The sequence below is a fragment of the Haemophilus sp. CCUG 60358 genome (genome assembly GCF_001679485.1).
Lineage (GTDB): Bacteria > Pseudomonadota > Gammaproteobacteria > Enterobacterales > Pasteurellaceae > Haemophilus_D.
Genome location: NZ_LZOZ01000020.1, coordinates 1 through 26891 on the forward strand (window position 1 = coordinate 1; position 26891 = coordinate 26891).

The following is a 26891-nucleotide window of genomic DNA, read 5'->3' on the forward strand; positions in this document are numbered from 1 at the left end:
TTGTACGTTTTGACTTCAAACGTGCTTAATTTTTAGCTTGTGACTTGTGATAAGAACACCAATAATGATGAGTTATTGGTGTTTTTTCTTTTCAGGCAAAGTGCGGTCAAATTTGAAATCGTTTTAGGAGTATTTTCCAATGAAGATAGCCTTAGGCATTGAATATAATGGAAAACAGTATTGTGGCTGGCAGCGACAAGAGAAAGTGCGTAGCGTACAAGAAGAATTAGAAAAAGCGTTATCTTTTGTGGCAAATGAAAAAATTGAAGTGTTTTGTGCGGGCAGAACAGACTCTGGAGTGCATGGCACAGGACAAGTCGTGCATTTTGAAACCACAGCAGTTCGTCCTGAAAAAGCTTGGGCATTTGGTACCAATGCGAATTTGCCTGATGATATTTCTGTGAGTTGGGCAAAGGTGGTAAATGATGAATTTCATGCCCGTTTTTCGGCAACAGCGCGTCGCTATCGTTATATTTTGTATTGTAATAAATTGCGTTCAGCCATTTTGCCGGATGGAATTACCCATTGCCATTTAGATTTGGACGAAAAGAAAATGCACCAAGCGGGGCAGTTTTTATTAGGCGAAAATGATTTTTCCTCTTTCCGTGCGGCACAATGTCAATCAAATACCCCTTGGCGAAATGTGCATCATTTAAATGTGGTGCGAAAAGGGCAGTACATTATTGTTGATATTCAAGCCAATGCTTTTGTGCATCATATGGTACGCAACATTGTGGGAAGCTTGATTGAAGTCGGTGCCGGTAATCAACCTGTTGAGTGGATGAAATGGTTGTTAGAGCAAAAAGATCGTAAATTAGCCGCTCCAACAGCGAAACCCGAAGGCTTATATTTAGTGAATGTCATTTACCCTGAAAAATTTGCAATTCCACAGAAAAATTTAGGGCCATTGTTTTTAGAAGATAATCTCATCTGACTAGCAAATTTCGCTAAATTATGATTAAATACGCAAACTTTTCTAGTTAATAAAAAAGGTAAAAAATGAGCTGGATTGATAGAATTTTTAGCAAAGGAACCTCTTCCTCTGCATCACGTAAAGCCAACGTACCAGAAGGGGTTTGGACAAAATGTACCTCTTGTGAACAAGTTCTTTACGGTGAAGAAGTAAAACGTAATTTATATGTTTGTCCAAAATGCGGTCATCATATGCGCATTGATGCTCGTGAGCGCCTTTTAGCCTTATTAGATGAAGGTTCAAGCCAAGAATTGTCAGCTGATTTAGAACCAAAAGATATTCTTAAATTTAAAGATTTAAAAAAATATAAAGATCGTATTACTGCTGCACAAAAAGAAACCGGTGAAAAAGATGCATTAATCACAATGACGGGTACACTTTACAACATGCCTGTAGTTGTTGCCGCATCTAACTTCAGTTTCATGGGCGGTTCAATGGGTTCTGTTGTGGGTGCAAAATTTGTGAAAGCGGCAGAAAAAGCAATGGAATTAAATTGTCCGTTCGTTTGTTTCTCTGCAAGTGGTGGTGCGCGTATGCAAGAAGCACTTTTCTCCTTAATGCAAATGGCAAAAACCAGTGCTGTCTTAGCAAAAATGCGTGAAAAAGGTGTGCCGTTTATTTCTGTATTAACGGATCCAACATTAGGTGGGGTGTCTGCAAGTTTTGCGATGTTAGGTGATGTGAACATCGCTGAGCCAAAAGCATTAATTGGTTTTGCAGGCCCACGTGTTATCGAACAAACTGTACGTGAAAAATTACCAGAAGGCTTCCAACGTAGTGAATTCTTACTTGAGAAAGGGGCGATTGATATGATCGTGAAACGTTCAGAAATGCGTTCAACCCTTGGAAACCTTTTAAGCAAACTCACCAATCAACCTTCACCTTTTGTTGAAGTAGAAGTTGTTGAACATGAGTAATGCAATGAATTTAAAAGCCACTTCGCCACTCGCTGAGTGGCTTTCTTATTTGGAAAACAGTCACTTTAAAGCTATTGATTTAGGGCTAGATCGTATTAAATCCGTGGCAGAAGAATTAGATCTTTTGAATCCCGCACCTTATGTGATCACGGTGGGGGGCACAAATGGCAAAGGCACGACTTGTCGTTTGCTTGAAACTATTTTGTTAAATCACGGTTTGCGTGTGGGTGTGTATTCCTCACCTCATTTATTGCGTTATAACGAACGTGTTCGTATTCAAAATCAAGACTTGCCAGATGAAATGCATACCGTTTCTTTTGATTTCATCGAAAAGCATAAAACGCAGTCCCTCACTTATTTTGAATTTAGTACCTTATCAGCTTTGCATTTATTCAAACAAGCAAAACTTGATGTGGTGATTTTAGAAGTAGGGCTTGGTGGGCGTTTGGATGCAACGAATATTGTCGATAATGATCTGGCGGTTATCACCAGTATTGATATTGATCATACGGATTTTCTGGGTTCAACTCGCGAAGAAATTAGCTTTGAGAAAGCGGGGATTTTCCGTGCGAATAAACCGGTTGTAATTGGCGAACCAAATGTTCCGCAACCTATGTTAGAACAAGCGGAGAAATTACATTGCCACGTTTCACGCCGAGATGTCACTTGGTCGTTTAAAGCTAATGAACAAACTTGGATGTGGCAGAGTAATAAAGTGCGGTTAGAAAATCTGCCGTTTTGCCAAATTCCATTAGCTAATGCGGCAACCGCTTTGGCTGCTATTGAACAGCTGCCTTTTGATATTTCTGTTGAGACCATCAAACGTTCATTAATTGAAGTGGAATTGGTGGGTCGTTTCCAACAATTAAAAGGTAATCAATTAGAAAAGCTAGCAGGACGCTTGAATGTCTCCTATTTACAGTTGCCAAAAGTGATCATTGATGTTGGGCATAATCCTCATGCGGCAAAATATTTAGCTGAAAAATTGACCGCACTTAAGACACAAATTTCAGGTTGCATCATTGCTGTTTGTGGTATGTTGAAAGATAAAGATGCCGAGTCGGTGTTTACCCAACTGATATCCGTTATTGATCAATGGCATTGTGTAACATTAGGCGGTTACCGTGGTCAATCAGGTGATGACTTAAATGCAAAATTAACATCAGTTTATTCATCAGCAAAAAGTGTTTCTGAAGATTCTGTTATTGAAGGGGTTCAAAGTGCGATTAAAAATGCAGATAAAAATGACATTGTGCTGGTATTTGGATCTTTCCACACCGTAGGGGAATTTTTAGAATATTTAGCTTAATGGATATAATAAAGGCTGGTTTTGACCAGCCTTTTGTTTTTAAAGTATTTTGTGAAAGTAATCACTTAATTCTGAGTATTGGAATGTAAATCCGCAATCTAACAAATGTTTTGGATAGGCATTTTGGCTATCTAAAAGAATGCAAGCACGCTCACCTAGAATAGTAGTTAATAAAAATTGAGGTACTTGAGCAAAACAAGGTCGATGTAATGCTTGACCTAATAATTGGTTAAAGGTCTTATTTTTAACTGGATGTGGTGCAGTAAAATTAAATGCCCCTTCGCAAGCGTTATGATCAAGTAAAAAGAGCAGGCCTTTTACCATATCCTCTAACGCTATCCAGCTCCAATATTGCTCACCATTCCCTAATTTTCCGCCTAGTCCAAAGCGATAGAGCGGTAGAATTTTAGCAAAAGCCCCACCTTTTGGAGAAAGCACTAATCCGGTTCTCACTAAACAGACTCTTGCATTGGCTTGTTGTGCTGCATTTTCCCAATCAATACAAAGCTGTGCGGTAAATTGAGTACTTGGATTTGTGTGTTCAGTGATCTGCTCGTCACCACAGTTTCCATAAATACCGGTTGCAGAACCTGAAATCAAGACTGGGGGATGTTCACTTTGGTTAATAAATTGAACAATCTGCTGTGTTAAATCAATGCGGCTATGACGCAGTTTTTCTTTTTGTTGAACTGTCCATTTTTTATCGAAGATTGGCTCACCGGCAAGATTAATAACTGCATCAAAGGTATTCAAGTCTTTGAGTGCTGAAAGTGCGGTCAAAAATTGCGGTGTTTTTTCAGGAAAAGCGGCTTGAGCTTTTTCAATAGAGCGAGTTAATACTGTAACACTATCGCCACGAGACAGTAGTGCCGTAACTAAGGCTTTTCCAACAAATCCAGTTCCACCGGTTACTAAGATATTCATTATAAGCTGCTTTCAAAGAGCGCTTGAATTTGTGCTAAAAGCGCTTTAATTGTTGTATTTTTGGTTGGAGTTACAAAAATAGTGTCATCTCCCGCAATCGTACCCAAAATGCCTTCAGGTTTACCAATGGAGTCCAATAAACGGGCAATTAACTGTGCCGCACCGGGAGAGGTTTTAATGACGATAACGAAATCATTGTGATCAATATCCAAAACCAGATTTTTTAATGGGCTGCTAGTAGCGGGGACGCTTAATTCACTTGGTAAGCAATACACCATTTCCATTTTCGTATTTCTTGCACGAACTGCACCAAATTTACTTAGCATGCGTGAAACTTTAGATTGATTAATGGTTTGGAATCCTTGATTCTTTAAGGCTTCAACAATTTCACTTTGAGAAGCAAATCGTTCTTGATTGAGCAGCTCTTTAAATGCTTTAGTTAATTGATCTGACATAGATATTCTCATATAGGGGAATTTGCATAAGAATTGCATAAAAATTCATTTTAGGCAATTAAAATAAACCTGTCATTTGAAAAGTTTGAACTAGATCTCATAATTGAATTTCTCTGTTTGTAATTTATTAATGAAAACCTTAAAATCCTACCTAGTTAGGATTAATTAATACATGAGGAGTATTTTATGAAAGTTGCAGTATTAGGCGCAGCAGGCGGTATTGGTCAAGCATTAGCCTTATTACTTAAATTACAATTACCCGCTGAAAGTGAATTAGCACTGTATGATATTGCACCAGTGACACCAGGTGTGGCCAAAGATGTGAGTCATATTCCGACAGCGGTTAAAGTAGAAGGTTTTGCAGGAGAAGATCCAACGCCTGCACTTAAAGGTGCTGATGTCGTTTTAATTTCTGCAGGGGTAGCTCGTAAACCGGGCATGGATCGTTCAGATCTTTTCAATATCAATGCAGGTATCGTGCGTAACTTAATTGAACATGTTGCAAAAACTTGTCCAAAAGCTTGTGTAGGTATTATCACCAACCCTGTGAACACGACTGTTGCGATTGCTGCAGAAGTATTGAAAAAAGCGGGTGTTTACGACAAACGTAAATTATTCGGTGTCACCACTTTAGACGTGTTACGTTCTGAAACATTTGTATCTGAATTAAAAGGCTTAAATGTTTCTCGTACAAGCGTACCAGTTATTGGGGGACACTCAGGTGTGACGATTCTTCCATTACTTTCACAAGTTCAATACGCTGAGTGGAAAGAAGAGGAAATTGCACCATTAACTAAACGTATCCAAAATGCAGGTACTGAAGTGGTTGAAGCAAAAGCAGGTGGCGGTTCTGCAACACTTTCTATGGCTCAAGCGGCAGCACGTTTTGCGCGTTCATTAGTGAAAGGCTTAAGCGGCGAAACTGTGGTTGAATGTACTTATGTTGAAGGTGACGGTAAATATGCACGTTTCTTTGCTCAACCTGTACGTTTAGGTAAAGAAGGGGTAGAAGAAATTTTACCAATCGGTACCTTAAGCAAATTTGAACAAGAAGCTTTAGAAGCAATGTTACCAACATTGCGTGCGGATATTGAATTAGGCGAAAAATTTATTAACGGCTAATTTAATTCTATTTCTGGAGAAGAGGAGTAGTCAGCTCCTCTTTTTTTATACGAAAACGATTAAACATAAAAAAGTGAAGAAAAATCGTGATTTAGCTCACAAATTTGAACATTGCTATTTGCAATGTAAAGGACTTTGCCGTATTCTTAAATCACTAAAAATAAGTGCTATTTTTAAATAGCCGACATCTATTTTGCTTTCCGAGTAGTGCCCCAGTGGGGCACTTTTTTTTGCCTTATTTTTAGTCGCAGCATAAAAAGTGCGGTCAAAAAACACTGGATTTTCTGACCGCACTTTTAAAATGAATGCTAAGCGAAAGAATTATTCAAACATTGCTGAAATAGATTCTTCATTACTGATACGACGAATTGCTTCAGCAAGCATAGCTGAAAGGGTAAGCACGCGTACTTTACCAAGCGCTTTCATTTCAGGTGAAAGTGGAACAGTATCAGTCACCACGATTTCATCAATCGCATCGCTCGCTAAATGTTGTGCGGCTGCACCAGAGAATACGGCGTGAGTTGCGTAAGCAAATACGCGTTTTGCACCGCGTTCTTTTAATGCTTCAGCTGCTTTACATAATGTACCACCTGTATCAATCATATCATCTACAAGGATACAATCACGATCTGCGACATCCCCGATAATATGCATAACTTGTGATACGTTTGCGCGTGGACGACGTTTGTCGATAATTGCCATTTCGGTATCGTTTAATAATTTCGCTACCGCGCGAGCACGTACCACACCGCCGATATCAGGAGAAACAACGATAGGATTGACAAGATCGGTTTTCTTCAAGATATCATCAAGTAAAACTGGTGAACCGAATACGTTATCAACTGGTACATCAAAGAAACCTTGGATTTGCTCTGCGTGTAAGTCACAAGTTAATACTCGGTCAATCCCTACTGTTGAAAGTAAATCTGCTACTACTTTTGCAGTGATTGGAACACGAGCAGAACGCACACGACGATCTTGACGAGCATAACCAAAATAAGGAACAACGGCAGTAATACGGCCGGCAGATGCACGACGTAAAGCATCAACCATTACAATCAATTCCATCAGGTTGTCATTCGTTGGCGCACAAGTGGATTGAATAATAAACACGTCTGCACCACGCACATTTTCATTAATTTGCACTTGGATTTCACCATCGCTAAAGCGTCCAACTGTGGCATCGCCTAATGAAATGTAAAGACGTTCAGAAATCTTTTTCGCTAGCTCAGGCGTAGCATTTCCAGCAAAGAGTTTAATGTCTGGCATTTTATATAACCTCAGGTTGAGTGTAGATAGATTGGTTGGTCGAGAGTTGTTTCAACATCGCATGTAATGGTGAAACGTTTAATCCTTTAGCAACAAAGCCGAAAAATTCCTTCGGTTTTTGTTGGAAAACAGCTTGTGCTGGTTTTTCATCATCAAATTCAGCAAAAACACAAGCCCCGGTTCCGGTTAATCTGGCTGGTGCATATTGTAGCAACCATAGTAGGGCTTTTTCAACTTCAGGATATTGAGTTCGCACGACTTTTTCGCAATCGTTTGCAAACGGTTGATTCAAAAGTTCGGCAAGGGATCTTTTTTCTGTATTGCGTGGTAAATCGGGAGCGCTAAAAACTACTGCAGTAGAAATCGCAGTTTCAGGTTTTAGTACCACATAATATTTTTCTTGTGGTTCGCAGTATTGAATTTTTTCACCCACACCTTCTGCAAAAGCGGCTTGGCCATGAACAAAGATAGGCACATCAGCCCCAAGTTTTAGCCCAAGTTCGGCAAGTTCATCAATGGATAAATGGGTTTGCCATAAATAGTTTAAAGCAAGCAGAGTCGTTGCGGCATTGGATGAGCCACCGCCAATCCCACCGCCCATTGGAAGAATTTTATCTAAATGAATTGTTGCGCCGAGCGTACAGCCTGTTTTTTCTTGTAGGAGCGTGGCTGCACGATAGATTAAGTTTTGCTCTAGAGGTAAGCCTGGAATTTCTGGTGTAATATGGATTTGTTTATCTTGGCGAATATCAATGGTGAGCCAATCGCCGAAATCAAGAAATTGGAAAAGAGTTTGTAATTCGTGGTAACCGTTTGACAGTTTACCGTTTATATAGAGAAATAAATTGAGTTTTGCGGGGCTTGGAAAGCGGTTAGGCTTTCCAAGAGAAGTTGAAAGTGCGGTCGAAAAGTGATGTGTTTTCATTAGAACGCCCATTCATCCACACGAATTTTTAGGGTTTGCGATGTGCTTTTGTTCTTTAACAGAATATTTTCAGGCATCGAATTATCGGCATGATAACTTAAGTAATCGGCTGTCCACATCGAGCCATCAAGTGGGTAGCTAAATTCGGATAAAAGATGATTCGTTCCAACTTGGTAATCTGCGTTATCTGCTGGCTGACCTTTTAACCAATAAGATAAGTGCTCTAATGGCACATCCATTCCGATGATTTCGCGTAATAATAATTTGGCATTTTTATCAGATTGTTGATTGCCTTTATTATCTGAAATTGTCATGCCATTAGGATGCATTTCCATAGTTAGCGTCGTTTTGCTAATCAGAGAATAAAGTTTTAACTTATAGGCTTTCGGGTTTTGATATTGCCATTCAAAGCGACTAGAAAAACGCTCTTGTGGACTGATGTAACCAATTTGTCCTTTTGTACTATAAGATTGAATTTGTTTGATTTTTTTGAGGTGCTGTTGCCACGTAATATCGTTCTTATCGATATGTTGAACATCTGTTGGGCGTTCTGCATCAAGGGTACAAGCAGACAAGATCACACTTGCAAATACAGGTGCGAGAAGAGATTTTAATAATTTCATAACAAAATATTTACTAAAAAATTGCGCATATTGTAAGGGTTAGTTTACTTTTAGTAAAGCTCGATTAAGCATTTAAGCGAGTTTTCTCGGCTTTCACTGCGGCAATTCTTCGACATGTTAATTCATCTCGAATACCTTGCTTTTCAAAACCATCGGAAATCACTTGTTGCACATCAACGGCTAGAGCAGCTTGATAAAGTGTTTTGAGGTAATCAATTTGCGGATATTCTTTATGTTCAAAGCCAGTTCGTCCGCGAGTATCAGATAAACATACCAATAAAAATTCCTCAAATCTCTGAGGTTTGCGCCAAACATCAAAAGTATTAAAGAGTTTCACTACCGTTTCTGGGCGAAGTTCTAATGCTTTGTGTGCATGCGTGTGATATTCGCAAGTTAATTCAGCTAATTCTTGAAGATAATTAGGCACTCTAAGGCGTTTGCATAATGAGCGAGTCGGTTTAATCCCCGCTTTTTCATGTCCATGATGACTAGGCCATATTTCTTTTGGGGTAAGGGCTTTTCCAAGATCATGACAAATCGCAGCAAAACGGACCGCACTTTTATTCAAATTGCTATTTTCTGTAAGCTTAACGGCTTGTTGCAATACGAGCATGGTATGAACAAAGCTATCAATTTCAGGATGATATTTGGCTGGGTTCGGTACACCATCTAAGGCCGCAATTTCAGGGAAGAGCACTTTGAGCGCGCCAACTTGATGCAGCGTTTCAAAATAAATTTCAGGATGCGGTTCGTTTAATGCTTTTTCCGTTTCCATCCAAACACGCTCAGCCGTTAGGTGGGCAAGTTCGCCTTGTTCAGTAAGTTCAGCCATTAATTTAAGGGTTTCTTCGGCAATTGAGAAACCTAAATGATGAAAGCGAGCAGCAAAGCGCGCAACACGTAATACACGAAGTGGATCTTCAGCAAAAGCGGGGGAAATATGGCGTAAAATACGTTGATGAATATCCTCTACACCATGATAAGGATCGTGCAGCTTGCCATCTTTGTCTTGGGCAATGGCATTAATAGTGAGATCTCGACGAATTAAATCCTGTTCAAGCGTAATATCATCTGAAAAATCACAAATAAATCCGGTGTAGCCTTTGCCTGATTTTCGTTCTGTACGGGCAAGTGCGTATTCTTCATGGCTTTCAGGATTGAGAAAAACAGGGAAGTCTTTTCCAACTTGTTGGTAACCTTGAGCCAGCAACATTTCTGGTGTGGCACCCACGACGACCCAGTCACGATCTTTAATCGGTAAACCTAAAAGTTGATCACGTACAGCACCGCCGACAAGATAAATTTCCATTTTGCTCTCCCGTCAAAATATAAAGAAAAGGTAGGCAAAAGCCTACCTCAACGATGAATCATTACCAGCTATCACGGCGTTTACGTCTAGGTAAAATGTAAGGTACTACAAGACCAATTAACAAACCTACGCCCAACACAGAACCACCATAAATAAACCATTGAATTGCAATTTCACGTTTATTGGCATCAAGCATGGCTTCTAAATCACGATTTTTATTTTTCGTCATTTCTAATTCACGTTTAAGTTGTGAATTTTGTTCAAGCAATTCACTGCTTTGTTGTTCAGCTTGTTTGCTACGGCGTTGAATTTCGTTTGTGCGTTGTTGCCAATCTGAATCGACACGATTCAGCTTTAACGTTAATTCTTGTACCTGAGCTTTTAATTTTGGATTTTCTTCACGGCTACTTGGTGTAGAGCTTAGTTCAGAGGTTAAAATCCAAGCTTCACGATTTTTATTATCACGAATTAGGGTGTATTTTCCTTGTTGTTCCAAGACTGTTACCGCTTCGCCAGATTGGATTGCACCCGCGATCTTAAACTGATCGCCTGCACCTTTGCGTAAATATGTGTTCAGATTTTCTGTCACATATTGCGTTTCAGCTTGTACTGTCCCAATGGTTGAGCCTAATAAAACACAAGAAAATAAAAGTTTGCTCACTTTTGACATAATACTTCCTAGATTCGTGAAGGAAGTGCGGTTAGAAAATACAATGAAAAATAACCGCACTTTTAATAATTATACTAATGGAAAATCGCGCGAAGGACGTAGAAAATCACAATCGCAAAGAATGCACCAGCAGGTAACGTCACAACCCATGAACTAATGATGTTACGGATAACCGTCAAGTTAAGCGCCGCAATACCACGTGCGAAACCGATACCTAAGATTGCACCCACTAAAGTTTGTGTGGTAGAGATTGGTAAACCTGTACCAGATGCCACAACAACAGTCATCGCCGTTGCAAATTGTGCAGCAAAACCACGACTTGGGGTTAAATCTGTAATTCCTGACCCTACGGTTGCCATCACTTTTTGTCCCATTGCGATAAGACCAACAGCGATACCTAATGCACCTAAAGGTAAAATCCACCAAGCTAAATCACCACCACTCAGGATTTTCCCGCCATTTTGCACGATTGATACCACAGAAGAAAGCGGACCAATTGCATTGGCTACGTCATTAGAACCATGTGCGAACGCCATAGCACAAGCGGTTAAAAGCATTAAGATACTAAAAATCTTTTCTACTGATCCGAACGATCCTTTTCTTGCTTTTGCTGTAAATGCTTTGCTGCGGAAGTAGAAATGGCAGAAAATCATACCAACAACACTGATAAGCAATGAAATAATGAGCGTTTCATTGTTGGAAAGATTTAAACCAACGTGTTTTAAACCTTTTGCCATGGTAACGATACAAAGTACGAATACGGTAATCGCCATGTAGTAAGGCCCGTATTTTTGTGCGTTTTTCAGCGGTTCTTCTGTATCGAAAATGAGTTTCTGGATACTTGCAAAGATGGTATAAGCTAAAAGTCCTGCGATTACGGGGGTGATAAACCAGCTTCCAACGATCCCACCGATAGTAGACCAGTCAACAGAACTTGGACCAATCGTAATACAAGCAAAACCAATTAAAGCCCCAATGATGGTGTGAGTACCTGAAACAGGCCAACCCATTTTAGTAGCGATAAATAACCAAGCTCCTGATGCAAAGAGAGCAGAAAGCATTCCCAATGCCAATACGTCTGGCATTTCGACAAATTGAGTGGGGTCGATCACACCACTTTTGATGGTTTCTGTTACTTCACCACCGGCTAAATAAGCCCCGGCAGATTCAAAAATAAGGGCAATAATAATTGCTTGTTTGGCTGTAATGGTACCAGAACCAACCGAGGTACCCATTGAGTTTGATACGTCGTTGGCACCAATACCAAATGCCATAAAAAAACCGAATACCGCGGTAATTAAGACTAACCACGAACCGTATGCATTAATAATTTCCATAGTGATTTCCTATGTTGTAGTTAATGTCGTCAAAATTAGGAACGGGCTAGCATTAATTCAATGCGAGATCCTACACGTTGAGCTTGATCGGCTAATACGCCCACCCATTCGATGATTTTGTATAAGAACATCACATCGATAGGGTTATAACGACTTTCAATCGTGTAGAGCATTTTGCGTAATTTAATTTGCATTTGATCCGTATCATCTTCAATGCTGTCTAGCTCTTGAATCATATGGTTCACTAACTTTAATTCACGGCCTTTAAAACCGGTTTCAAGTAGTTTATCCATTTCTTCAATCACTAAATGAGCTTGATGAATAGAATCTAAACTACGTTGAACATAATGCAAAAATTCTTCCTGCATTTCTTCAGGAATACCAAATTGGCGACCAATCATGCGGCCAGCAATATCTTTAGCATAGTTAGCTAATTTGTCTTGTTGGGTGACTAATTCGAGTAAATCGGTACGATCAATGGGTAAAAATAAACCGCGAGGCAATTTCAAACGGATTTCGCGTTTTAGACTATCTGCTTCACGTTCACATTGAGAAATGTCTAGACGTGTTTTTTCTGCATCATCCCATTGTTTTAAAAAGGTATGTTGGAAGAATGGAATTAATAAATCACAACATTCAGTCACTTTGTCAGAATGTTTCTGCAGTGGTTTTAAAGGAGAATGGGCAAATAATCCGAGAATATTATTCATTGCCATAGGTGTTTTACTCCATAACAAGGGTTAAAATTTCGGTTGCATATTACCTGATTTTATAAGGAAATACACGAAAAAGATCTTGATTTGTATAAAATTATCTGTATATTTAAACAGTTAAAAGTGATAAGGAAAAATAAAATGAGTAATGAAGTTGAATTAAAGCTTGCAGTTACCTCTGATGCTTTCGATACCTTAAAAGTACATCTCAATCAATTCAAAATCTTAGAACAAAATAAAGTCTTTCTGGGAAATACCTATTTCGATTATCCCGATCATTTTTTGGCAAAACAAAAAATGGGATTGCGTGTTCGTCGAGAAAATAATGATTTCACACTTACCTTAAAAACTGACGGAAAAGTGGTTGGTGGGTTGCATAGTCGTCCAGAATACAATTTATCTATACCTGATAATTCCGTACCCACAACGGAACAATTAACCTCATTGTATCCATTTGAAAGCTTGCCTTCCGCTACATTACAACCAATTTTCTCAACAGATTTTAACCGCACTTTTTGGTTAATTGCGTTTGGTGTATCAAAAATTGAAGTGGCCTTTGATCAAGGAAAAATTTTATCAGGGGAAAAAATACAGCCTATTTGTGAAATTGAATTTGAATTAAAAGAAGGGCTCGTTTCAGATCTTTTCCATTTTGTCTCACTTTTACCTTTTGAACAGGATGTCTATTTTAGCTCAGCAAGCAAAGCAAAACGCGGCTATCAATTAGGCAGTAAACCACTTCTGATTGATTGGTTAAATAAATGGCGGGATTTCTTAAAAGAAGAACGAGAGGGAAATGCGGTTGATTCTCGCGAACGATTAAGTGCAGTCATGAAAATGGAGCAGCAATTGATTGAGGAAACTCTTTCATTCCCAACGGATGTGTTTGCTTTTGATTTTATGAAAACCGTTGAACGTGTCGGCGCATTTTTCAATCTTTATCATTATTATGATGACAACAAAGCCTTGTTTGAAAAACTGGAAGAAAATCGATCAGCTGAGTTATTAGCAAGTAATCAATTTTTCCTTAATGAAATAAAAGGCTTGATTACCTTTCATAGCGAAACAAAAGATAATTTTCAAACTATTGAGAGGTTAAAAGCGTTATTAAAGAGCCGTGCGTATTTTGAAAGAATGCTTGGCTTAATGATGTTGATGGCGTAAAACGGGTTCTCGAAAGGATAATAAAAATGGCTAAAGCCCCGAAAACAGCTTATGTATGTAACGATTGTGGTGCGGAGTTTTCGCGCTGGCAAGGGCAATGTTCAGCCTGTAAAGCGTGGAATACGATTAGTGAAGTACGGTTAATTTCAGCCTCAAATTCCACAAAAAATGATCGTTTTAGTGGTTATGCAGGAGAAACTCGTGCAAAAATCCAAACACTTTCTGAAATTAGCTTACAAGAGACACCGCGTTTCACCAGTGGATTTAAAGAATTAGATCGAGTATTAGGTGGCGGGATTGTGCCGGGGAGTGCTATTTTAATTGGTGGGCATCCTGGTGCAGGGAAAAGTACCTTGTTACTTCAAGTCATGTGCGGATTAGCGAAAAATATGACCGCACTTTATGTAACAGGGGAAGAGTCACTTCAACAAGTGGCTATGCGAGCTAATCGCTTAAATCTGCCGACAGATAAATTAAATATGTTATCTGAAACCTCAGTTGAGCAAATTTGTAATTTGGCGGATCAACTAAAACCGCAAATTATCGTAGTAGACTCGATTCAGGTTATGCATCTTTCAGATATTCAATCCTCTCCAGGAAGTGTGGCACAAGTGCGTGAATGTGCCTCTTTTCTTACTCGTTATGCGAAAACCCGACAGGTCGCCATCATTATGGTTGGGCATGTCACCAAAGACGGCACCCTTGCTGGTCCGAAAGTATTGGAACATGCCATTGACTGTTCGTTATTGCTGGAAGGAGAGGCTGATTCCCGTTTCCGTACGTTACGTAGTCATAAAAACCGTTTTGGCGCAGTGAATGAGCTAGGGGTATTCGGTATGACAGAGCAAGGATTGCGCGAAGTGAAAAATCCATCGGCAATTTTCTTAAGTCGTGGAGATGAACAAACGCCTGGTAGCTCGGTAATGGTTCTTTGGGAAGGAACGCGTCCGCTTTTGGTGGAAATTCAAGCGTTAGTGGATCATTCCATGCTTGCAAATCCGCGCCGTGTGGCGGTGGGGTTAGAGCAAAATCGTTTAGCTTTATTGCTTGCGGTATTACATCGTCATGGTGGACTACAAATGTCGGATCAAGATGTTTTTGTGAATGTCGTTGGCGGTGTAAAAGTCGGGGAAACTGGAGCAGATCTTGCGTTATTGCTTGCATTAATTTCGAGTTTCCGTAATCGTCCATTGCCACAAGATTTAGTTGTCTTTGGTGAAGTAGGGTTAGCCGGTGAAATTCGTCCGGTAACTAGTGGTCAAGAACGCATTAGTGAAGCGGCAAAACATGGTTTTAAACGCGCGATTGTACCTTTTGCCAATAAGCCGAAAAGTGCGGTTGAGAATATGGAAGTTTTTACGGTGAAAAAACTCGCTGATGCACTTGCCATTTTGGATAATTTCTAAAAAAACGTTGTCCTATTGTTGTCTGATTACTGAAAGTTTTTGATAAATTAGATAGAATATGCGCCGCACATAAGGAAAGGTTATGGAAAAGAAATTAAATAAAGCGTTGGATAGCATTGATATCAAAATCTTAAATGAATTACAACGCAACGGTAAAATCTCTAATATCGATTTATCAAAGAAAGTGGGGTTATCGCCAACGCCTTGTTTAGAAAGGGTAAAACGCTTAGAAAAACAAGGTGTGATTATGGGCTATCGGGCGCTATTAAATCCTGAATTACTGGATGCGCCTTTATTGGTGATCGTTGAAATTACGCTCGTGCGTGGTAAACCTGATGTTTTCGAAGAGTTTAATGCAGCGATTCAAGCGCTTGATGAAATTCTCGAATGTCATTTGGTATCAGGTGATTTCGATTATTTACTCAAAACACGTGTAGCAGATATGGCGGCATATCGAAAATTATTGGGTACCACATTATTGCGCTTACCAGGTGTGAATGACACCCGAACTTATGTTGTAATGGAAGAAGTGAAACAAACTAATTATCTCGTACTAAAATAAAAATGATTAAACGAATTACAAAACGATTTACACCGAAACAATATTTAGCAGAATTATTACTCGGATTGACCGCGCTTTTAGGTTTATATTTAATCGTGGCATGGTCAAGCTATACGCCATTAGATAACTCTTGGTCTACAGCAAGTTTTCAAACTGAAACCATCAATAAAGCCGGTGCTTTTGGCGCTTGGTTAATTGATGCGTTTTTTGTTTTTCTCGGCTATGTAGGTCATCTCATTCCGTTTGTCATTTTCATCGTACCGATTTATTTACTGAAAACCAAAGCGGTGCATTCTCTCTCTGTAACCCGTATTGCATTACGTTCCTTTGGCTTTATTGCTCTCATCGTTGGTTTAACCATGATGGCAACATTGTTGCTTTCAAATACGAACTATTATTTAGCTGGTGGGGTGTTTGGTGGCAGCTTAGTGGTGAATTTATATCCTACACTCGGTAAGTTTGGCTGTATTTTAGTGGGCTTTATCTGTGCAGTTGTAGGCTTTATTTTCTGTTCCGGTGCATCATTAATTCGTTTAATTGTAAAATTCTATCATTGGCTGACAATGAAAAATCAGCCGGCAGAAGAGGAGCATGCAGAACATACTTCTGTAGATGATCTTGAACAAATTGTGATTGAGGCACCTCAACAACTTGCTTTCTCTGATTCTCAATTGGAAACTGAATCTACAGAAGATGAAAAAGAGGAGGGTTCTGCAAATACCTTTGTTAAGCCTGAGCAACTCATTAATATTAGTGGGTTATCCTCACCGAGTGCTTCAGAGCCTGCAGATGTTGAAAAATTAGAAGATAAGTTTAAAGGCTTCACCGTTGAATCTGACAATTTACCGAATGTGTCTATTTCTGCCTCTTCTTCCGTTGAATTACCAACAAAAGAAGATTTTTCAGCAACATGGAAAAATTCACCAGTGAATCATCAAAGTGCAGATGATTCAGATGATATTTTTGAAGAAAATGTCATACCAAAAGTGTCACTTAAAACACCTGAAAATACGACCGCACTTTATCCAACTTATGATGAACCTTTAGAATCAGACAATGATGGTTTAGAAGATGAATTAGCGCGTCAGTTTGCTGCGCAAGAGCAAGATCGTATGCAAGAAATGGAAGTGCGAGCAAAAGCCTCAAATGCTGAAGATGCATTAAAAGTGATCTTGAATGAGCCGACAGCTTCACCAGTTAAAGCGCGTGAAATCCATATTGAGAATGCAACTGAAACAACCTATAAGCCGTATTCTGATACGCTTATTCACCCAGCATTCCAACAACCAACGAATAAACGTGAAAAACCAACAACACCATTACCAAGTTTGGATTTACTTGAGCATCGTCCAACGCAGGCTCAAGACATTACGCGTGAAGAAATTTTAGACACATCTGCACGCATAGAACAACAATTAAAGAATTTTAATGTCAAAGCAACAGTACAAGATGTGTTAGTAGGCCCAGTGGTGACTCGTTATGAACTTGAATTACAACCGGGTGTAAAAGCATCTAAAGTAACAAGTATAGATACCGATTTAGCACGTGCCTTAATGTTCCGTGCGATTCGTGTAGCAGAAGTGATTCCAGGCAAACCTTATATTGGTATTGAAACGCCAAATGCGCACCGTCAAATGGTACCATTACGTGATGTGCTCGATAGCAATGAATTCCGTTCATCAACATCATTGCTTTCAATGGCTTTGGGTAAAGATATCAGCGGAAAACCTGTTGTGGTTGATTTGGCTAAAATGCCTCATTTGCTTGTTGCGGGTTCAACAGGCTCGGGTAAATCTGTGGGTGTGAATACCATGATTTTAAGTTTGCTTTTCCGTGTGACACCGGATGAAGTGAAATTTATTATGATTGACCCGAAAGTGGTTGAACTTTCTATTTATAACGATATTCCACACTTGCTTACTCCTGTGGTGACGGATATGAAAAAAGCGGCGAATGCATTGCGTTGGTGCGTAGATGAAATGGAACGTCGTTATCAATTATTGTCAGCCTTACGTGTGCGTAACATTGAAGGGTATAACGAAAAAATTGAAGAATATGAAAAACTCAATATGCCAATTCCAAATCCAATTTGGAAGCCTGGTGATACAATGGATAAGATGCCGCCTCCATTAGAAAAATTGAGTTATATTGTTGTGATCGTTGATGAGTTTGCTGACTTAATGATGGTTGCAGGCAAACAAATTGAAGAGTTAATTGCTCGCTTAGCACAAAAAGCTCGTGCGATTGGTATCCACTTGATTTTAGCAACACAACGCCCTTCAGTAGATGTAATTACAGGATTAATTAAAGCTAATATTCCAAGCCGTATTGCCTTTACTGTGGCAAGCAAAATTGACTCTAGAACGATTCTGGATCAGGGCGGTGCAGAAGCCTTATTGGGCCGTGGTGATATGTTATATTCAGGACAAGGCTCTTCGGATCTTGTTCGTGTACATGGTGCCTTTATGAGTGATGATGAGGTGGCGCGTGTAGCAGATGATTGGCGTGCACGAGGTAAGCCAAATTATATTGATGGCATTTTAGACGGCGCGGATGATGAAGATTCTGGTGAAAAATCAACGGCAAGCAGTGGCGATCTTGATGCATTATTTGATGAAGTCGTTGAGTTTGTATTAAGCACAGGCAATACCTCGACTTCTTATGTTCAACGTAAATTTAGTGTTGGGTTTAACCGAGCTGCTCGAATTATGGATCAGCTCGAAGAACAAGGTATTTTAGGCCCAATGAAAAATGGAAAACGAGAAATTTTAGCTCGACGTTCCGAATATTAATTCTCTTAAGTTTCACTTTATAAAAAGGAAAGTAGAATGAAAAAAACATTATTAAAAATGACCGCACTTACTGCGCTATTAAGTGCGAGTAATTTTGCCTTTGCCGATGCTGCTGATGAGCTGCAAAATCGCTTAAATCAAGTGACAGTATTGAGCGCTGATTTCTCTCAAACCGTGACCTCTGTTGGCGGTAAAAACGTCCAACAGGGAAGTGGAAAACTTCAAATTAAACGTCCAAATCTTTTCCGTATGGATACCAAATCACCGCAAGAAACACAAATTATTGCAGATGGTAAAACCCTTTGGTATTACGATCCATTCGTGCAACAAGTGACGGCTCAATGGGTGAAGGATGCGGTAAATAATACCCCTTTCGTCCTTTTAACCAGTAACGATAAAAGCCACTGGAATCAGTATTCAGTGACGCAGAATGCGGATACCTTTGTGTTAAAACCGAAGGCGAAAAATAGCAATATTAAACAATTTGATATTCGTGTAGATACAAATGGTGTGTTAAAAAATTTCAGCACCACAGAAAAAGATGGTCAAACCAATCTTTATGTGTTGCGTAACATTACAAATCAAACACTAGCTGATAGCTTATTCCAATTTAGCGTACCAAAAGGCGTGGAATTGGATGATCAACGTAAAGGTAAAAAATAATCCATAAGGTGTGAATGATAATCTTCACACCTTTTGCTTATTAAGGAAAGAATATGTCTAATCTTAATTTTGATTTTGCTGAAAATGACTTTCGCCCTTTAGCTGCTCGTATGCGTCCAACAAATTTGGAACAATATTATGGGCAGACGCATTTAATTGGGGAAGGAAAGCCGCTTCGTAAAGCAATTCAAGCAGGGCATGTTCATTCTATGATTCTGTGGGGACCGCCAGGTACAGGTAAAACAACGCTGGCGGAAATTATTGCACATCGTATCAATGCAGAAGTTGAACGAATTTCAGCGGTGACAAGTGGCGTGAAAGAGATTCGAGAATCGATTGAGCGCGCTAAACAAAATCGACTTGCAGATCGCCAAACGATTTTATTTGTGGATGAAGTGCATCGTTTTAACAAAAGCCAACAAGATGCGTTTTTACCCCATATTGAAGATGGGACGATTATTTTTATTGGCGCCACAACGGAAAATCCTTCTTTTGAATTAAATAATGCATTACTTTCTCGTGCGAGAGTCTACCTACTTAAGTCATTGACAGTGGCTGAAATCGAACAAGTTCTGCAACAAGCCATTTCTGATCCTGAGCGAGGATTAGGTAAAGAGCGTTTAGTTTTAGAAGAGAATTTGCTACAGGTTTTAGCTGAATATGTGAATGGTGATGCTCGCCTGGCTTTAAATTGTCTTGAACTGATGGTAGATATGGCTTCTGACACAGAAAACGGTAAGAAATTAGACCGCACTTTGTTGAAAGAAGTATTAGGTGAACGACAAGCGCGTTTTGATAAACAAGGCGATCGTTTTTATGACTTGATTTCTGCTTTACATAAATCAATTCGAGGTTCAGCAGCAGATGCAGCACTTTATTGGTATGCACGAATTATCACAGCCGGTGGAGATCCCCTTTATGTAGCACGACGTTTATTAGCGATAGCCTCAGAAGATGTAGGTAATGCTGACCCAAGAGCAATGCAAGTTGCACTAGCGGCTTGGGATTGTTTTACGAGAGTGGGCGCTTATGAAGGAGAGCGAGCTATTGCGCAAGCCATTATTTATTTGGCTGTAGCACCGAAGAGTAATGCGGTTTACAACGCATTTAATGCGGCAAAACAACATGCAAAAGAGTTTCCTGATTTTGATGTACCGCCTCATTTACGTAATGCGCCAACGGCTTTAATGAAAGAATTGGGCTATGGCGCTGAATATCGTTATGCACATGATGAACCTAATGCTTATGCCGCTGGAGAAAATTACTTCCCACCAGAACTGAAAGATACTCAATATTATTTCCCAACTAACCGTGGTATGGAAATTCAAATTAAAGAAAAGCTTGAGCGTTTACAAGAGCAAGATAAAAACGCATCAAAAAAACGCTATAAATAATTTTTCTAGTATGGTAAATATAAAAAAGTGCGGCTAAGTTTGGCCGCACTTTTTGTTATCACTTAAAAACGCATTATTTTGCTGCTTTTAACTCTTGGTAATACTGTTCGTAATATTGAATCGCATCACCTACATCATCTTGCCAGTGGCTTTTTTGAAGAATTTCAGCTGTTGGATAAATTGATGGATCTTCAGTGATTTCTTTTGGAAGTACTTTTTTCGCTTCAAGGTTAGCTGTAGGGTAACCGATCGCTAAAGTCAATTTTTCCGCAGCTTTTGCACCTAGCAAGTAGTTAATTAACTTGTGTGCACCATCTGGGTTTTTAGAAGTTTTAGGAATAGCTAAAGTATCAACCCAAAGAACAGGACCTTCTTTTGGGAACACCATATTTAATGGAGCTTGTTCTTTTTTCGCGATACGCACAGAACCATTCCATAACTGACCTAATTCTACTTCACCAGAGATGAATGAGTTTGCAGGGTTATCAGAATTGAAAGAAAGTACGTTTGGACGTAATTTCAATAACTCTTCATAAGCTTGCTTGATAATTGCAGGATCTTTGGTGTTTGGATCTTGACCAATTTTTAATAACGCAATATTGAATACTTCACGCGCATCATCCAATAATTGGATTTTGTTTGCATATTCTGGTTTCCAGAAATCGCCCCAAGAAGTGAAGTCAGAACCTTTATAGGTATTGGTATTAAATGCAATACCTGGCGCACCTAACAACTGAGGAAGTGAGTATTTATTGCCTTTGTCATAAGGTTTGTTGAGCCAATCAGGGTCTAATTCTTTGATAACAGGTAATTTACTGTGATCTAATTCTTGTAGCATTCCTTCGCGTGCCATTTTAGATACGAAGTAGTTAGATGGTGCAATAACATCATAACCGCCTGCATCACCTTGGGTTTTCATTTTGGCATACATCGTCTCATTAGATTCAAGACTTGCTACAATAACTTTGATACCAGTTTCTTTTGTGAAGTCATCTAAAAGACCATCTGGTACGTATTCAGTCCAAGTATATAAGTACACAGTATTATTTGCTGGAGCCTGTGCTTTTGTTGCATCAGACTTGGCTTCTTTGTCGTTACAAGCAGTTAATGTAGCGGCAACTAAACCGGCAGTAAGCAAACCTGCAAATTTTTTCATTTTTGTTTGTTCTCCGTAAAAGAGGGGTAAAAAACCACCTGCATTAATGCAGGTATAAAAAAACGCCTTGATTGTGCGTCAAGGCGTATTTTATTTGATCTTAAAAGATTTGTGAAACCTTTTTATATCAATGTTTAATGATTATTTTTGCGTGTAACTAATTGACTTAAAATTACTAATCCTAATGAAAGCACGATCATAATCGTTGCTAACGCATTTACTTCCGGTGTTACCCCTGTTTTTACAAGTGAGAAGATACGCAATGGTAGGATCTCATAGCTTACACCACTTACGAAAGAGGATACAACAACATCATCTAATGAAATAGTAAAGCTTAATAACCAACCTGATACTACCGCGGGTAAAGCAAGTGGTAGGATAATTTTACGTAAAATAGTGACTTCGCTAGCACCTAAATCTTTTGCTGCTTCAAGCATTCTTGCATCAAAGCCATTTAAGCGAGAGAAAATTGTCACGGTAACATAAGGTAGACAGAATGTTACGTGCGCCAATAGTAATGACCAGAAACCTAACGAAATCCCTACAACCATGAATAAGGCAAGTAGAGAAACCGCCATTACGATATCTGGAGACATCATGACGATAAATAACATACCGCTTACGGCTTGTTTACCGCGGAAACGATAGCGGTAAAGCGCGATAGCAGTTAAACCACCCACAATAGTCGCTAACGTTGCGGCAAAGAAAGCAATAGTGACAGAGTGGAACGCAGCTTGGATTAAGGTATCGTTATTAAATAAACGCTCATACCAGTTCCAACTAAAACCTTTCCAACTTAAACCATAACGGTCTTCGTTGAAGGAGTTAGTCACCAAAATAATAATTGGGATATACAAATAAGCGTATACCACAAACATAAAAATATTACGCAGTAAACGACTCATTATTCTAACTCCACTTTCTTATTCAACAATTTATTTGCACGATAGTAAACGAAAATCAACAATGCCATTAAAATGGTTAAACCGATGCTGATTGCCGAACCGAATGGCCAGTTACGGGAAATTAAGAATTCACTCTTAATCACGTTACCAACTAATAATACTTTCGCACCACCAAGTAAGTCTGCTACATAGAACATCCCCATTGCTGGTAGTAATACTAATAAACAACCTGCAACAATACCTGGCATGGTTAGTGGCAAAATAACGCGGAAAAAACGTTGAACAGCATTAGCACCTAAGTCTCTTGCCGCTTCTAATAAACGTCCGTCTAATTTTTCAATAGCAGAGTAGAGCGGTAGAATCATAAATGGTAAAAGGAGATAAACTAAACCAATGATTACAGCTACTTCGGTATTTAAAATACGAATAGGCTCACTTAAAATGCCCATATCCATTAACATGGTATTTAACACACCTTTCACACCAAGGAATACTTTCATCCCATAGATACGAATAAGTGAGTTTGTCCAGAATGGTAATACCACGAGGAACAACAAAAATGGACGATATTTTGGATTAATTTTGCTGATCATAAAGGCAAATGGATAGCCAATGAGTAAGCAAATAATCGTCGCGATGCCAGACATATACAATGAGTTCCACACTACCTGCGCATAAAGTGGATTAAACAGGTTCGTGTAGTTATCTAAAGTAAATGGCAAAGCATAAAAGTCGCTACCATCTCGGGTTAAAAAACTTACGGTTAAAACCAATAAGTTTGGAATTAGCACAAAGAAGATTAACCAACTGAAGATAATTGCAACAGTAATTTTCTGGAATTTATTATTGATTATCTTCATCGTTGAGTACAACCTCCCAACCTTCGTGCCATGTAATACCTACACGTTGACCAACACTGTGATCCATATGCGGGTCATCTTCGTTAAAGAATTCACTCACTAATACGCGTTTACCGTTGTGATCAAATTCTACTGTAGACTCAAGTGTCATCCCTTTATAGGTACGATCCACAATACGGCCAATAATTGCATTTGAGTGTTCATTTTCGTCAAGCTCCTCAATCACAATATCTTCTGGGCGTAATAATACTTGCAATTTTTGACCTTTTTCAGCAGAGATACTGGTGTGAATATCACATACACGACCTTCTACGTTAGCAAGTAGCTCATCATCAGATTTACGCTCAATGACAGTTGCATCAAATACGTTGATTTCACCAATGAAGCGAGCGACGAATAGGTTAGCTGGATCTTCATAGATTTCACGTGGTGAACCATCTTGTGCAATTTTACCTTTACGTAATAAGACGATACGGTCAGACATGGTGATCGCTTCTTCTTGATCATGGGTAACGAAAATAAAGGTAATACCAAGTTGACGCTGTAATTGTTTAAGTTCATTTTGCATTTGTTTACGTAACTTATAATCCAGCGCAGATAAAGATTCATCAAGTAGCAACACTTTTGGCTTATTCACAACAGCACGAGCAATCGCGATACGTTGTTGCTGACCACCAGAAAGTTGAGCTGGTTTACGGTCGGCCATTTCCTCTAATTGCACCATACGCAATGCATCCAGAACGCGAGGTTTAATTTCACTTTCTGCCACTTTTTGCATACGCAAACCAAAAGCCACGTTATCAAAAATAGTCATATGCGGGAATAACGCATAACTTTGGAATACGGTGTTAATGTGGCGTTTTTCTGCCGGAACATTAGTAATATCTTCACCGTCCAAAATAATATGACCTTCATCTAACTCTTCTAAACCCGCTAATAAACGCAATACTGTAGTTTTACCACAGCCGGATGGGCCAAGAATTGTGACGAATTCACCGTTATTAATGGTTAGATTAAAATCATTAATAATTGTGTTAGAACCATAGGATTTTTTGATTGAACGAAGCTCAATAATAGGCTTTTGAACCAGATTTTCCACTAGCTTTGGTTTTCTCCCTAATTTCACCAATTTAATCGGTACTGAGTAGAAATGAACCTGCAAAAATGATGCAGGGGCGACATAAAATTGAAACGCTATGATATAGCGAATTGTTAATGATGAAAAGGATTTAATCACGTTTTTAGGAAAAATTTTATTGAAATACTGACCGCACTTTTTTCAGAAAATTTTATAACTCTCCACTTTCTTGTTATATATCAAGAACTGTAACGAATTTTGGGATTAGACTAACGCTGATATAAAGGAGAATTTTAAAATGGAAGAACATTATAATGAATTATTACAGCGATTTTTAACTTATGTCGCATTTGATACGCAATCTAAATCGTCTGCAAAACATTCGCCAAGTTCAGCAGGGCAAATGAAGTTAGCTTTGCACTTACAGAAAGAATTGATTGAACTTGGTTTACAAGCTGTCAATGTGACTAAGCATGCCGTTGTCACGGCTTATTTACCCTCAAATCATCCTGATTTCACACACACTATTGGTTTTATTTCCCACCTTGATACCTCACCACAATGCAGCGGTAAAAATGTTCAACCTGAAGTGATTGAAAATTATCGGGGAGGAGATATTGCATTAGGTTTAGGGGATGAGTTTATTAGTCCTGTGTATTATCCATTTTTACATCAGCTTATTGGCAAAACCTTGATTGTAACAGATGGAACCACTTTACTTGGTGCAGATAATAAGGCCGGAATCGCAGAAATTATGACCGCACTTTCTGTCTTGCAACGGGAAAATATATCACATTGCAATATTCGGGTTGCATTTACGCCTGATGAAGAAATTGGCTTAGGAATGCATTATTTCCCATTGGAGGATTTTCCTTGTGATTGGGCATATACCATAGATGGTGGAGAAGTGGGTGAGTTAGAGTATGAGAACTTTAATGCCGCGACGGCAAAAATTACCTTTAAAGGTCGGAGCATTCATCCTGGTTATGCTAAAAACAAATTAGTGAATGCGCTTACGTTAGCTTGTGAGTTTCAACAAGGTTTTCCAAAAGATGATGTCCCTGAAAAAACATCGGGTAAAGAGGGTTTTTTCCATTTAGATGATTTTAAAGGGGATATTGAGAAAGTTGAGCTACATTATCTCATTCGAGATTTTGACCAAGCTAATTTTGAACAACGTAAAGCGTTTATTTATCAACTCGTAGAAAAATTTAATAGAGAGAAAAGCCTAAAAGATCCCGTAGTATGTGTTATTGAAGACAGTTACAAAAATATGTATGACACAGTCAGAAATGTCCCACAGGCGATTAAGTTAGCTGATGCTGCAATGAAAGCTTGTGGTATTACACCAAATCATAAACCAATACGCGGTGGAACGGATGGGGCATTTTTAGCGGAAAAAGGATTAGCTTGCCCAAATATCTTTACTGGCGGCTATAATTTCCATAGCAAGCATGAATTAGTTACTCTCGAAGGGATGGAAAAAGCAGTCGAAGTGATTATAAAAATAGCAAACTGTAAAGAATTGTAAATCTGTGTAAAGAAAAAGCTTGCATTTGCCAGAATATGTCAATATAATCGCTAGCGTTTTATCGAGATTCCTTTGATAAAGCTAAACTTTAGAGATTTTATTCATAAATTCCTTTTTGGTGCTCCTAAGAAATTAGGAGCTTTTTTTTACCAAAAATTCAGATCTTTACTTCAAAAACGGGTTGCTTCGTTTTTCTTGTCCAATAGTTGTGTAAGGACCATGTCCTGCAATAACAACCATATCATCATTTAATGTAAATAATTTATTCTTGATTGATGAGATCAATGTATCAAAATCCCCACGAGGGAAGTCTGTACGCCCAATGCTGTTTTGGAAAAGCACATCGCCAGTAAAGGCGATATTTTTTTCATGTTCAATAAAGCCAATGTGACCAGGTGTATGACCGGGAAGATGAAGAATTTCAAAGGTAAATGTACCAATTTGAATTTTTTCGCCTTCTTGATTAAACCAGCGATCCGGCGTAAATGCGGAAATATAAGGTAAACCAAATTGTTGAGATTGTTGTGGTAGACTTTCAAACAGAAAGCGATCTTCTTCCTGTGAGCCCCAGATTTCAATGTTAAAATGATCACGAATTGCTTCAGCGGCACCCACATGATCAAGATGGCCATGTGTTAATAAGACTGTTTTTAGGCTTAATTCTAATTCCTCAATACGTTGAATAAGCTTTTCAGCATTACCACCAGGGTCGATAATCGCCGCATTTTTTTCATCATCCCAAATAAGTGAACAATTTTGTTGAAAGGCTGTAACTGGAATAATTTCAATATTCATCTTTTTTCCTTATTATTTATAACAAAAAACCGCACTAAA

At 38.9% G+C, this 26891-nt stretch carries 25 protein-coding genes; 11 read left to right on the forward strand and 14 right to left on the reverse strand.

What is annotated here, in order from left to right:
* Positions 1-139: 139 nt before the first annotated feature.
* The 3 genes from truA to folC all read left to right on the forward strand — a co-directional run bounded on the left by truA (position 140) and on the right by folC (position 3199).
* Entirely contained in the window at positions 140-934 is a 795-nt protein-coding gene (truA, locus tag A9500_RS10105; RefSeq protein ID WP_065244846.1) for a tRNA pseudouridine(38-40) synthase TruA, read from the forward strand.
* A 65-nt stretch (positions 935-999) separates the two neighbouring features.
* Positions 1000-1890, forward strand: a complete 891-nt coding sequence (accD, locus tag A9500_RS10110; protein WP_065244847.1) for an acetyl-CoA carboxylase, carboxyltransferase subunit beta — start codon at positions 1000-1002, stop codon at positions 1888-1890.
* A 4-nt stretch (positions 1891-1894) separates the two neighbouring features.
* Complete coding sequence (gene folC, locus A9500_RS10115; RefSeq protein WP_065244885.1) at positions 1895-3199, forward strand: bifunctional tetrahydrofolate synthase/dihydrofolate synthase; 1305 nt, start codon at positions 1895-1897, stop codon at positions 3197-3199.
* Between the two features lie 39 nt (positions 3200-3238).
* Here the strand turns inward: folC and A9500_RS10120 are convergent, their stop codons facing one another.
* Positions 3239-4123 (reverse strand): TIGR01777 family oxidoreductase, encoded by an 885-nt coding sequence (locus A9500_RS10120; protein WP_065244848.1) that lies wholly within the window; start codon positions 4121-4123, stop codon positions 3239-3241.
* Entirely contained in the window at positions 4123-4578 is a 456-nt protein-coding gene (argR, locus tag A9500_RS10125; protein ID WP_065244849.1) for a transcriptional regulator ArgR, read from the reverse strand. Before argR ends, A9500_RS10120 begins: the two co-directional genes overlap by 1 nt.
* A gap of 186 nt (positions 4579-4764) precedes the next feature.
* Between argR and mdh the strand changes: the two genes are divergently transcribed.
* Positions 4765-5700 carry a malate dehydrogenase gene (gene mdh, locus A9500_RS10130; RefSeq protein ID WP_005698784.1) on the forward strand — a complete coding sequence of 312 codons (936 nt, stop codon included), beginning with the start codon at positions 4765-4767 and terminating at the stop codon, positions 5698-5700.
* Positions 5701-6021: 321 nt separating this feature from the next.
* Here the strand turns inward: mdh and A9500_RS10135 are convergent, their stop codons facing one another.
* The 7 genes from A9500_RS10135 to A9500_RS10165 form a co-directional block, all read right to left on the reverse strand.
* Positions 6022-6969, reverse strand: a complete 948-nt coding sequence (locus tag A9500_RS10135) for a ribose-phosphate pyrophosphokinase (RefSeq protein ID WP_065244850.1) — start codon at positions 6967-6969, stop codon at positions 6022-6024.
* A gap of 1 nt (position 6970) precedes the next feature.
* Positions 6971-7894, reverse strand: a complete 924-nt coding sequence (ispE, locus tag A9500_RS10140) for a 4-(cytidine 5'-diphospho)-2-C-methyl-D-erythritol kinase (protein WP_083180432.1) — start codon at positions 7892-7894, stop codon at positions 6971-6973.
* Positions 7894-8517: a lipoprotein insertase outer membrane protein LolB gene (lolB, locus tag A9500_RS10145; protein ID WP_005698818.1), complete on the reverse strand. Its 624-nt coding sequence runs from the start codon at positions 8515-8517 to the stop codon at positions 7894-7896. The genes ispE and lolB overlap by 1 nt, the downstream gene beginning before the upstream one ends.
* Before the next feature lie 64 nt (positions 8518-8581).
* Positions 8582-9826 (reverse strand): multifunctional CCA addition/repair protein, encoded by a 1245-nt coding sequence (locus A9500_RS10150; protein WP_065244852.1) that lies wholly within the window; start codon positions 9824-9826, stop codon positions 8582-8584.
* Positions 9827-9887: 61 nt separating this feature from the next.
* Positions 9888-10496 (reverse strand): TIGR04211 family SH3 domain-containing protein, encoded by a 609-nt coding sequence (locus A9500_RS10155; protein WP_065244853.1) that lies wholly within the window; start codon positions 10494-10496, stop codon positions 9888-9890.
* Positions 10497-10570: 74 nt separating this feature from the next.
* Positions 10571-11833 (reverse strand): inorganic phosphate transporter, encoded by a 1263-nt coding sequence (locus tag A9500_RS10160; protein ID WP_065244854.1) that lies wholly within the window; start codon positions 11831-11833, stop codon positions 10571-10573.
* A 35-nt stretch (positions 11834-11868) separates the two neighbouring features.
* Positions 11869-12549: a TIGR00153 family protein gene (locus A9500_RS10165; protein WP_065244855.1), complete on the reverse strand. Its 681-nt coding sequence runs from the start codon at positions 12547-12549 to the stop codon at positions 11869-11871.
* 138 nt (positions 12550-12687) lie between these two features.
* Here A9500_RS10165 and A9500_RS10170 point away from each other — a divergent pair, with 138 nt between their 5' ends.
* From A9500_RS10170 to A9500_RS10195, 6 genes are all read left to right on the forward strand, one after another.
* The gene (locus tag A9500_RS10170; protein WP_065244856.1) at positions 12688-13710 is read left to right on the forward strand and encodes an inorganic triphosphatase; all 1023 of its coding nucleotides are present in this window, start codon (positions 12688-12690) and stop codon (positions 13708-13710) included.
* A gap of 26 nt (positions 13711-13736) precedes the next feature.
* On the forward strand, positions 13737-15116 hold the full coding sequence (radA, locus tag A9500_RS10175; protein ID WP_049380993.1) for a DNA repair protein RadA: 1380 nt from the start codon (positions 13737-13739) through the stop codon (positions 15114-15116).
* Positions 15117-15198: 82 nt separating this feature from the next.
* Complete coding sequence (gene lrp / locus A9500_RS10180) at positions 15199-15678, forward strand: leucine-responsive transcriptional regulator Lrp (protein WP_005695827.1); 480 nt, start codon at positions 15199-15201, stop codon at positions 15676-15678.
* Between the two features lie 2 nt (positions 15679-15680).
* Positions 15681-18470 carry a DNA translocase FtsK gene (locus tag A9500_RS10185; protein ID WP_065244857.1) on the forward strand — a complete coding sequence of 930 codons (2790 nt, stop codon included), beginning with the start codon at positions 15681-15683 and terminating at the stop codon, positions 18468-18470.
* A 36-nt stretch (positions 18471-18506) separates the two neighbouring features.
* Positions 18507-19133 (forward strand): outer membrane lipoprotein chaperone LolA, encoded by a 627-nt coding sequence (lolA, locus tag A9500_RS10190; protein ID WP_049362704.1) that lies wholly within the window; start codon positions 18507-18509, stop codon positions 19131-19133.
* Between the two features lie 53 nt (positions 19134-19186).
* Complete coding sequence (locus A9500_RS10195) at positions 19187-20527, forward strand: replication-associated recombination protein A (protein WP_065244858.1); 1341 nt, start codon at positions 19187-19189, stop codon at positions 20525-20527.
* 73 nt (positions 20528-20600) lie between these two features.
* On the opposite strand, the gene A9500_RS10200 is transcribed toward A9500_RS10195, so the two are convergent.
* The 4 genes from A9500_RS10200 to potA form a co-directional block, all read right to left on the reverse strand.
* Positions 20601-21683 (reverse strand): extracellular solute-binding protein, encoded by a 1083-nt coding sequence (locus A9500_RS10200; RefSeq protein WP_049367435.1) that lies wholly within the window; start codon positions 21681-21683, stop codon positions 20601-20603.
* A gap of 134 nt (positions 21684-21817) precedes the next feature.
* Complete coding sequence (gene potC / locus A9500_RS10205) at positions 21818-22588, reverse strand: spermidine/putrescine ABC transporter permease PotC (protein ID WP_005695832.1); 771 nt, start codon at positions 22586-22588, stop codon at positions 21818-21820.
* Positions 22588-23448: a spermidine/putrescine ABC transporter permease PotB gene (gene potB / locus A9500_RS10210; RefSeq protein WP_014065179.1), complete on the reverse strand. Its 861-nt coding sequence runs from the start codon at positions 23446-23448 to the stop codon at positions 22588-22590. The genes potC and potB overlap by 1 nt, the downstream gene beginning before the upstream one ends.
* Entirely contained in the window at positions 23432-24547 is a 1116-nt protein-coding gene (gene potA / locus A9500_RS10215; protein WP_014065180.1) for a spermidine/putrescine ABC transporter ATP-binding protein PotA, read from the reverse strand. The genes potB and potA overlap by 17 nt, the downstream gene beginning before the upstream one ends.
* Before the next feature lie 277 nt (positions 24548-24824).
* On the opposite strand from potA, the gene pepT reads away from it, so the two are divergent.
* The gene (pepT, locus tag A9500_RS10220) at positions 24825-26057 is read left to right on the forward strand and encodes a peptidase T (RefSeq protein WP_065244859.1); all 1233 of its coding nucleotides are present in this window, start codon (positions 24825-24827) and stop codon (positions 26055-26057) included.
* A gap of 165 nt (positions 26058-26222) precedes the next feature.
* Here pepT and A9500_RS10225 read toward each other — a convergent pair whose 3' ends face one another.
* Positions 26223-26852 carry an MBL fold metallo-hydrolase gene (locus A9500_RS10225; protein ID WP_065244860.1) on the reverse strand — a complete coding sequence of 210 codons (630 nt, stop codon included), beginning with the start codon at positions 26850-26852 and terminating at the stop codon, positions 26223-26225.
* Between the last annotated feature and the right edge of the window lie 39 nt (positions 26853-26891).

What these genes read in the sequence shown, in the direction of transcription:
- truA (WP_065244846.1), top strand. Translation starts at nt 140, where the DNA reads ATGAAGATAGCCTTAGGCATTGAATATAATGGAAAACAGTATTGTGGC.
- accD (WP_065244847.1), top strand. Translation starts at nt 1,000, where the DNA reads ATGAGCTGGATTGATAGAATTTTTAGCAAAGGAACCTCTTCCTCTGCA.
- folC (WP_065244885.1), top strand. Translation starts at nt 1,895, where the DNA reads ATGAATTTAAAAGCCACTTCGCCACTCGCTGAGTGGCTTTCTTATTTG.
- A9500_RS10120 (WP_065244848.1), bottom strand. Translation starts at nt 4,123, where the DNA reads ATGAATATCTTAGTAACCGGTGGAACTGGATTTGTTGGAAAAGCCTTA.
- argR (WP_065244849.1), bottom strand. Translation starts at nt 4,578, where the DNA reads ATGTCAGATCAATTAACTAAAGCATTTAAAGAGCTGCTCAATCAAGAA.
- mdh (WP_005698784.1), top strand. Translation starts at nt 4,765, where the DNA reads ATGAAAGTTGCAGTATTAGGCGCAGCAGGCGGTATTGGTCAAGCATTA.
- A9500_RS10135 (WP_065244850.1), bottom strand. Translation starts at nt 6,969, where the DNA reads ATGCCAGACATTAAACTCTTTGCTGGAAATGCTACGCCTGAGCTAGCG.
- ispE (WP_083180432.1), bottom strand. Translation starts at nt 7,894, where the DNA reads ATGAAAACACATCACTTTTCGACCGCACTTTCAACTTCTCTTGGAAAG.
- lolB (WP_005698818.1), bottom strand. Translation starts at nt 8,517, where the DNA reads ATGAAATTATTAAAATCTCTTCTCGCACCTGTATTTGCAAGTGTGATC.
- A9500_RS10150 (WP_065244852.1), bottom strand. Translation starts at nt 9,826, where the DNA reads ATGGAAATTTATCTTGTCGGCGGTGCTGTACGTGATCAACTTTTAGGT.
- A9500_RS10155 (WP_065244853.1), bottom strand. Translation starts at nt 10,496, where the DNA reads ATGTCAAAAGTGAGCAAACTTTTATTTTCTTGTGTTTTATTAGGCTCA.
- A9500_RS10160 (WP_065244854.1), bottom strand. Translation starts at nt 11,833, where the DNA reads ATGGAAATTATTAATGCATACGGTTCGTGGTTAGTCTTAATTACCGCG.
- A9500_RS10165 (WP_065244855.1), bottom strand. Translation starts at nt 12,549, where the DNA reads ATGGCAATGAATAATATTCTCGGATTATTTGCCCATTCTCCTTTAAAA.
- A9500_RS10170 (WP_065244856.1), top strand. Translation starts at nt 12,688, where the DNA reads ATGAGTAATGAAGTTGAATTAAAGCTTGCAGTTACCTCTGATGCTTTC.
- radA (WP_049380993.1), top strand. Translation starts at nt 13,737, where the DNA reads ATGGCTAAAGCCCCGAAAACAGCTTATGTATGTAACGATTGTGGTGCG.
- lrp (WP_005695827.1), top strand. Translation starts at nt 15,199, where the DNA reads ATGGAAAAGAAATTAAATAAAGCGTTGGATAGCATTGATATCAAAATC.
- A9500_RS10185 (WP_065244857.1), top strand. Translation starts at nt 15,681, where the DNA reads ATGATTAAACGAATTACAAAACGATTTACACCGAAACAATATTTAGCA.
- lolA (WP_049362704.1), top strand. Translation starts at nt 18,507, where the DNA reads ATGAAAAAAACATTATTAAAAATGACCGCACTTACTGCGCTATTAAGT.
- A9500_RS10195 (WP_065244858.1), top strand. Translation starts at nt 19,187, where the DNA reads ATGTCTAATCTTAATTTTGATTTTGCTGAAAATGACTTTCGCCCTTTA.
- A9500_RS10200 (WP_049367435.1), bottom strand. Translation starts at nt 21,683, where the DNA reads ATGAAAAAATTTGCAGGTTTGCTTACTGCCGGTTTAGTTGCCGCTACA.
- potC (WP_005695832.1), bottom strand. Translation starts at nt 22,588, where the DNA reads ATGAGTCGTTTACTGCGTAATATTTTTATGTTTGTGGTATACGCTTAT.
- potB (WP_014065179.1), bottom strand. Translation starts at nt 23,448, where the DNA reads ATGAAGATAATCAATAATAAATTCCAGAAAATTACTGTTGCAATTATC.
- pepT (WP_065244859.1), top strand. Translation starts at nt 24,825, where the DNA reads ATGGAAGAACATTATAATGAATTATTACAGCGATTTTTAACTTATGTC.
- A9500_RS10225 (WP_065244860.1), bottom strand. Translation starts at nt 26,852, where the DNA reads ATGAATATTGAAATTATTCCAGTTACAGCCTTTCAACAAAATTGTTCA.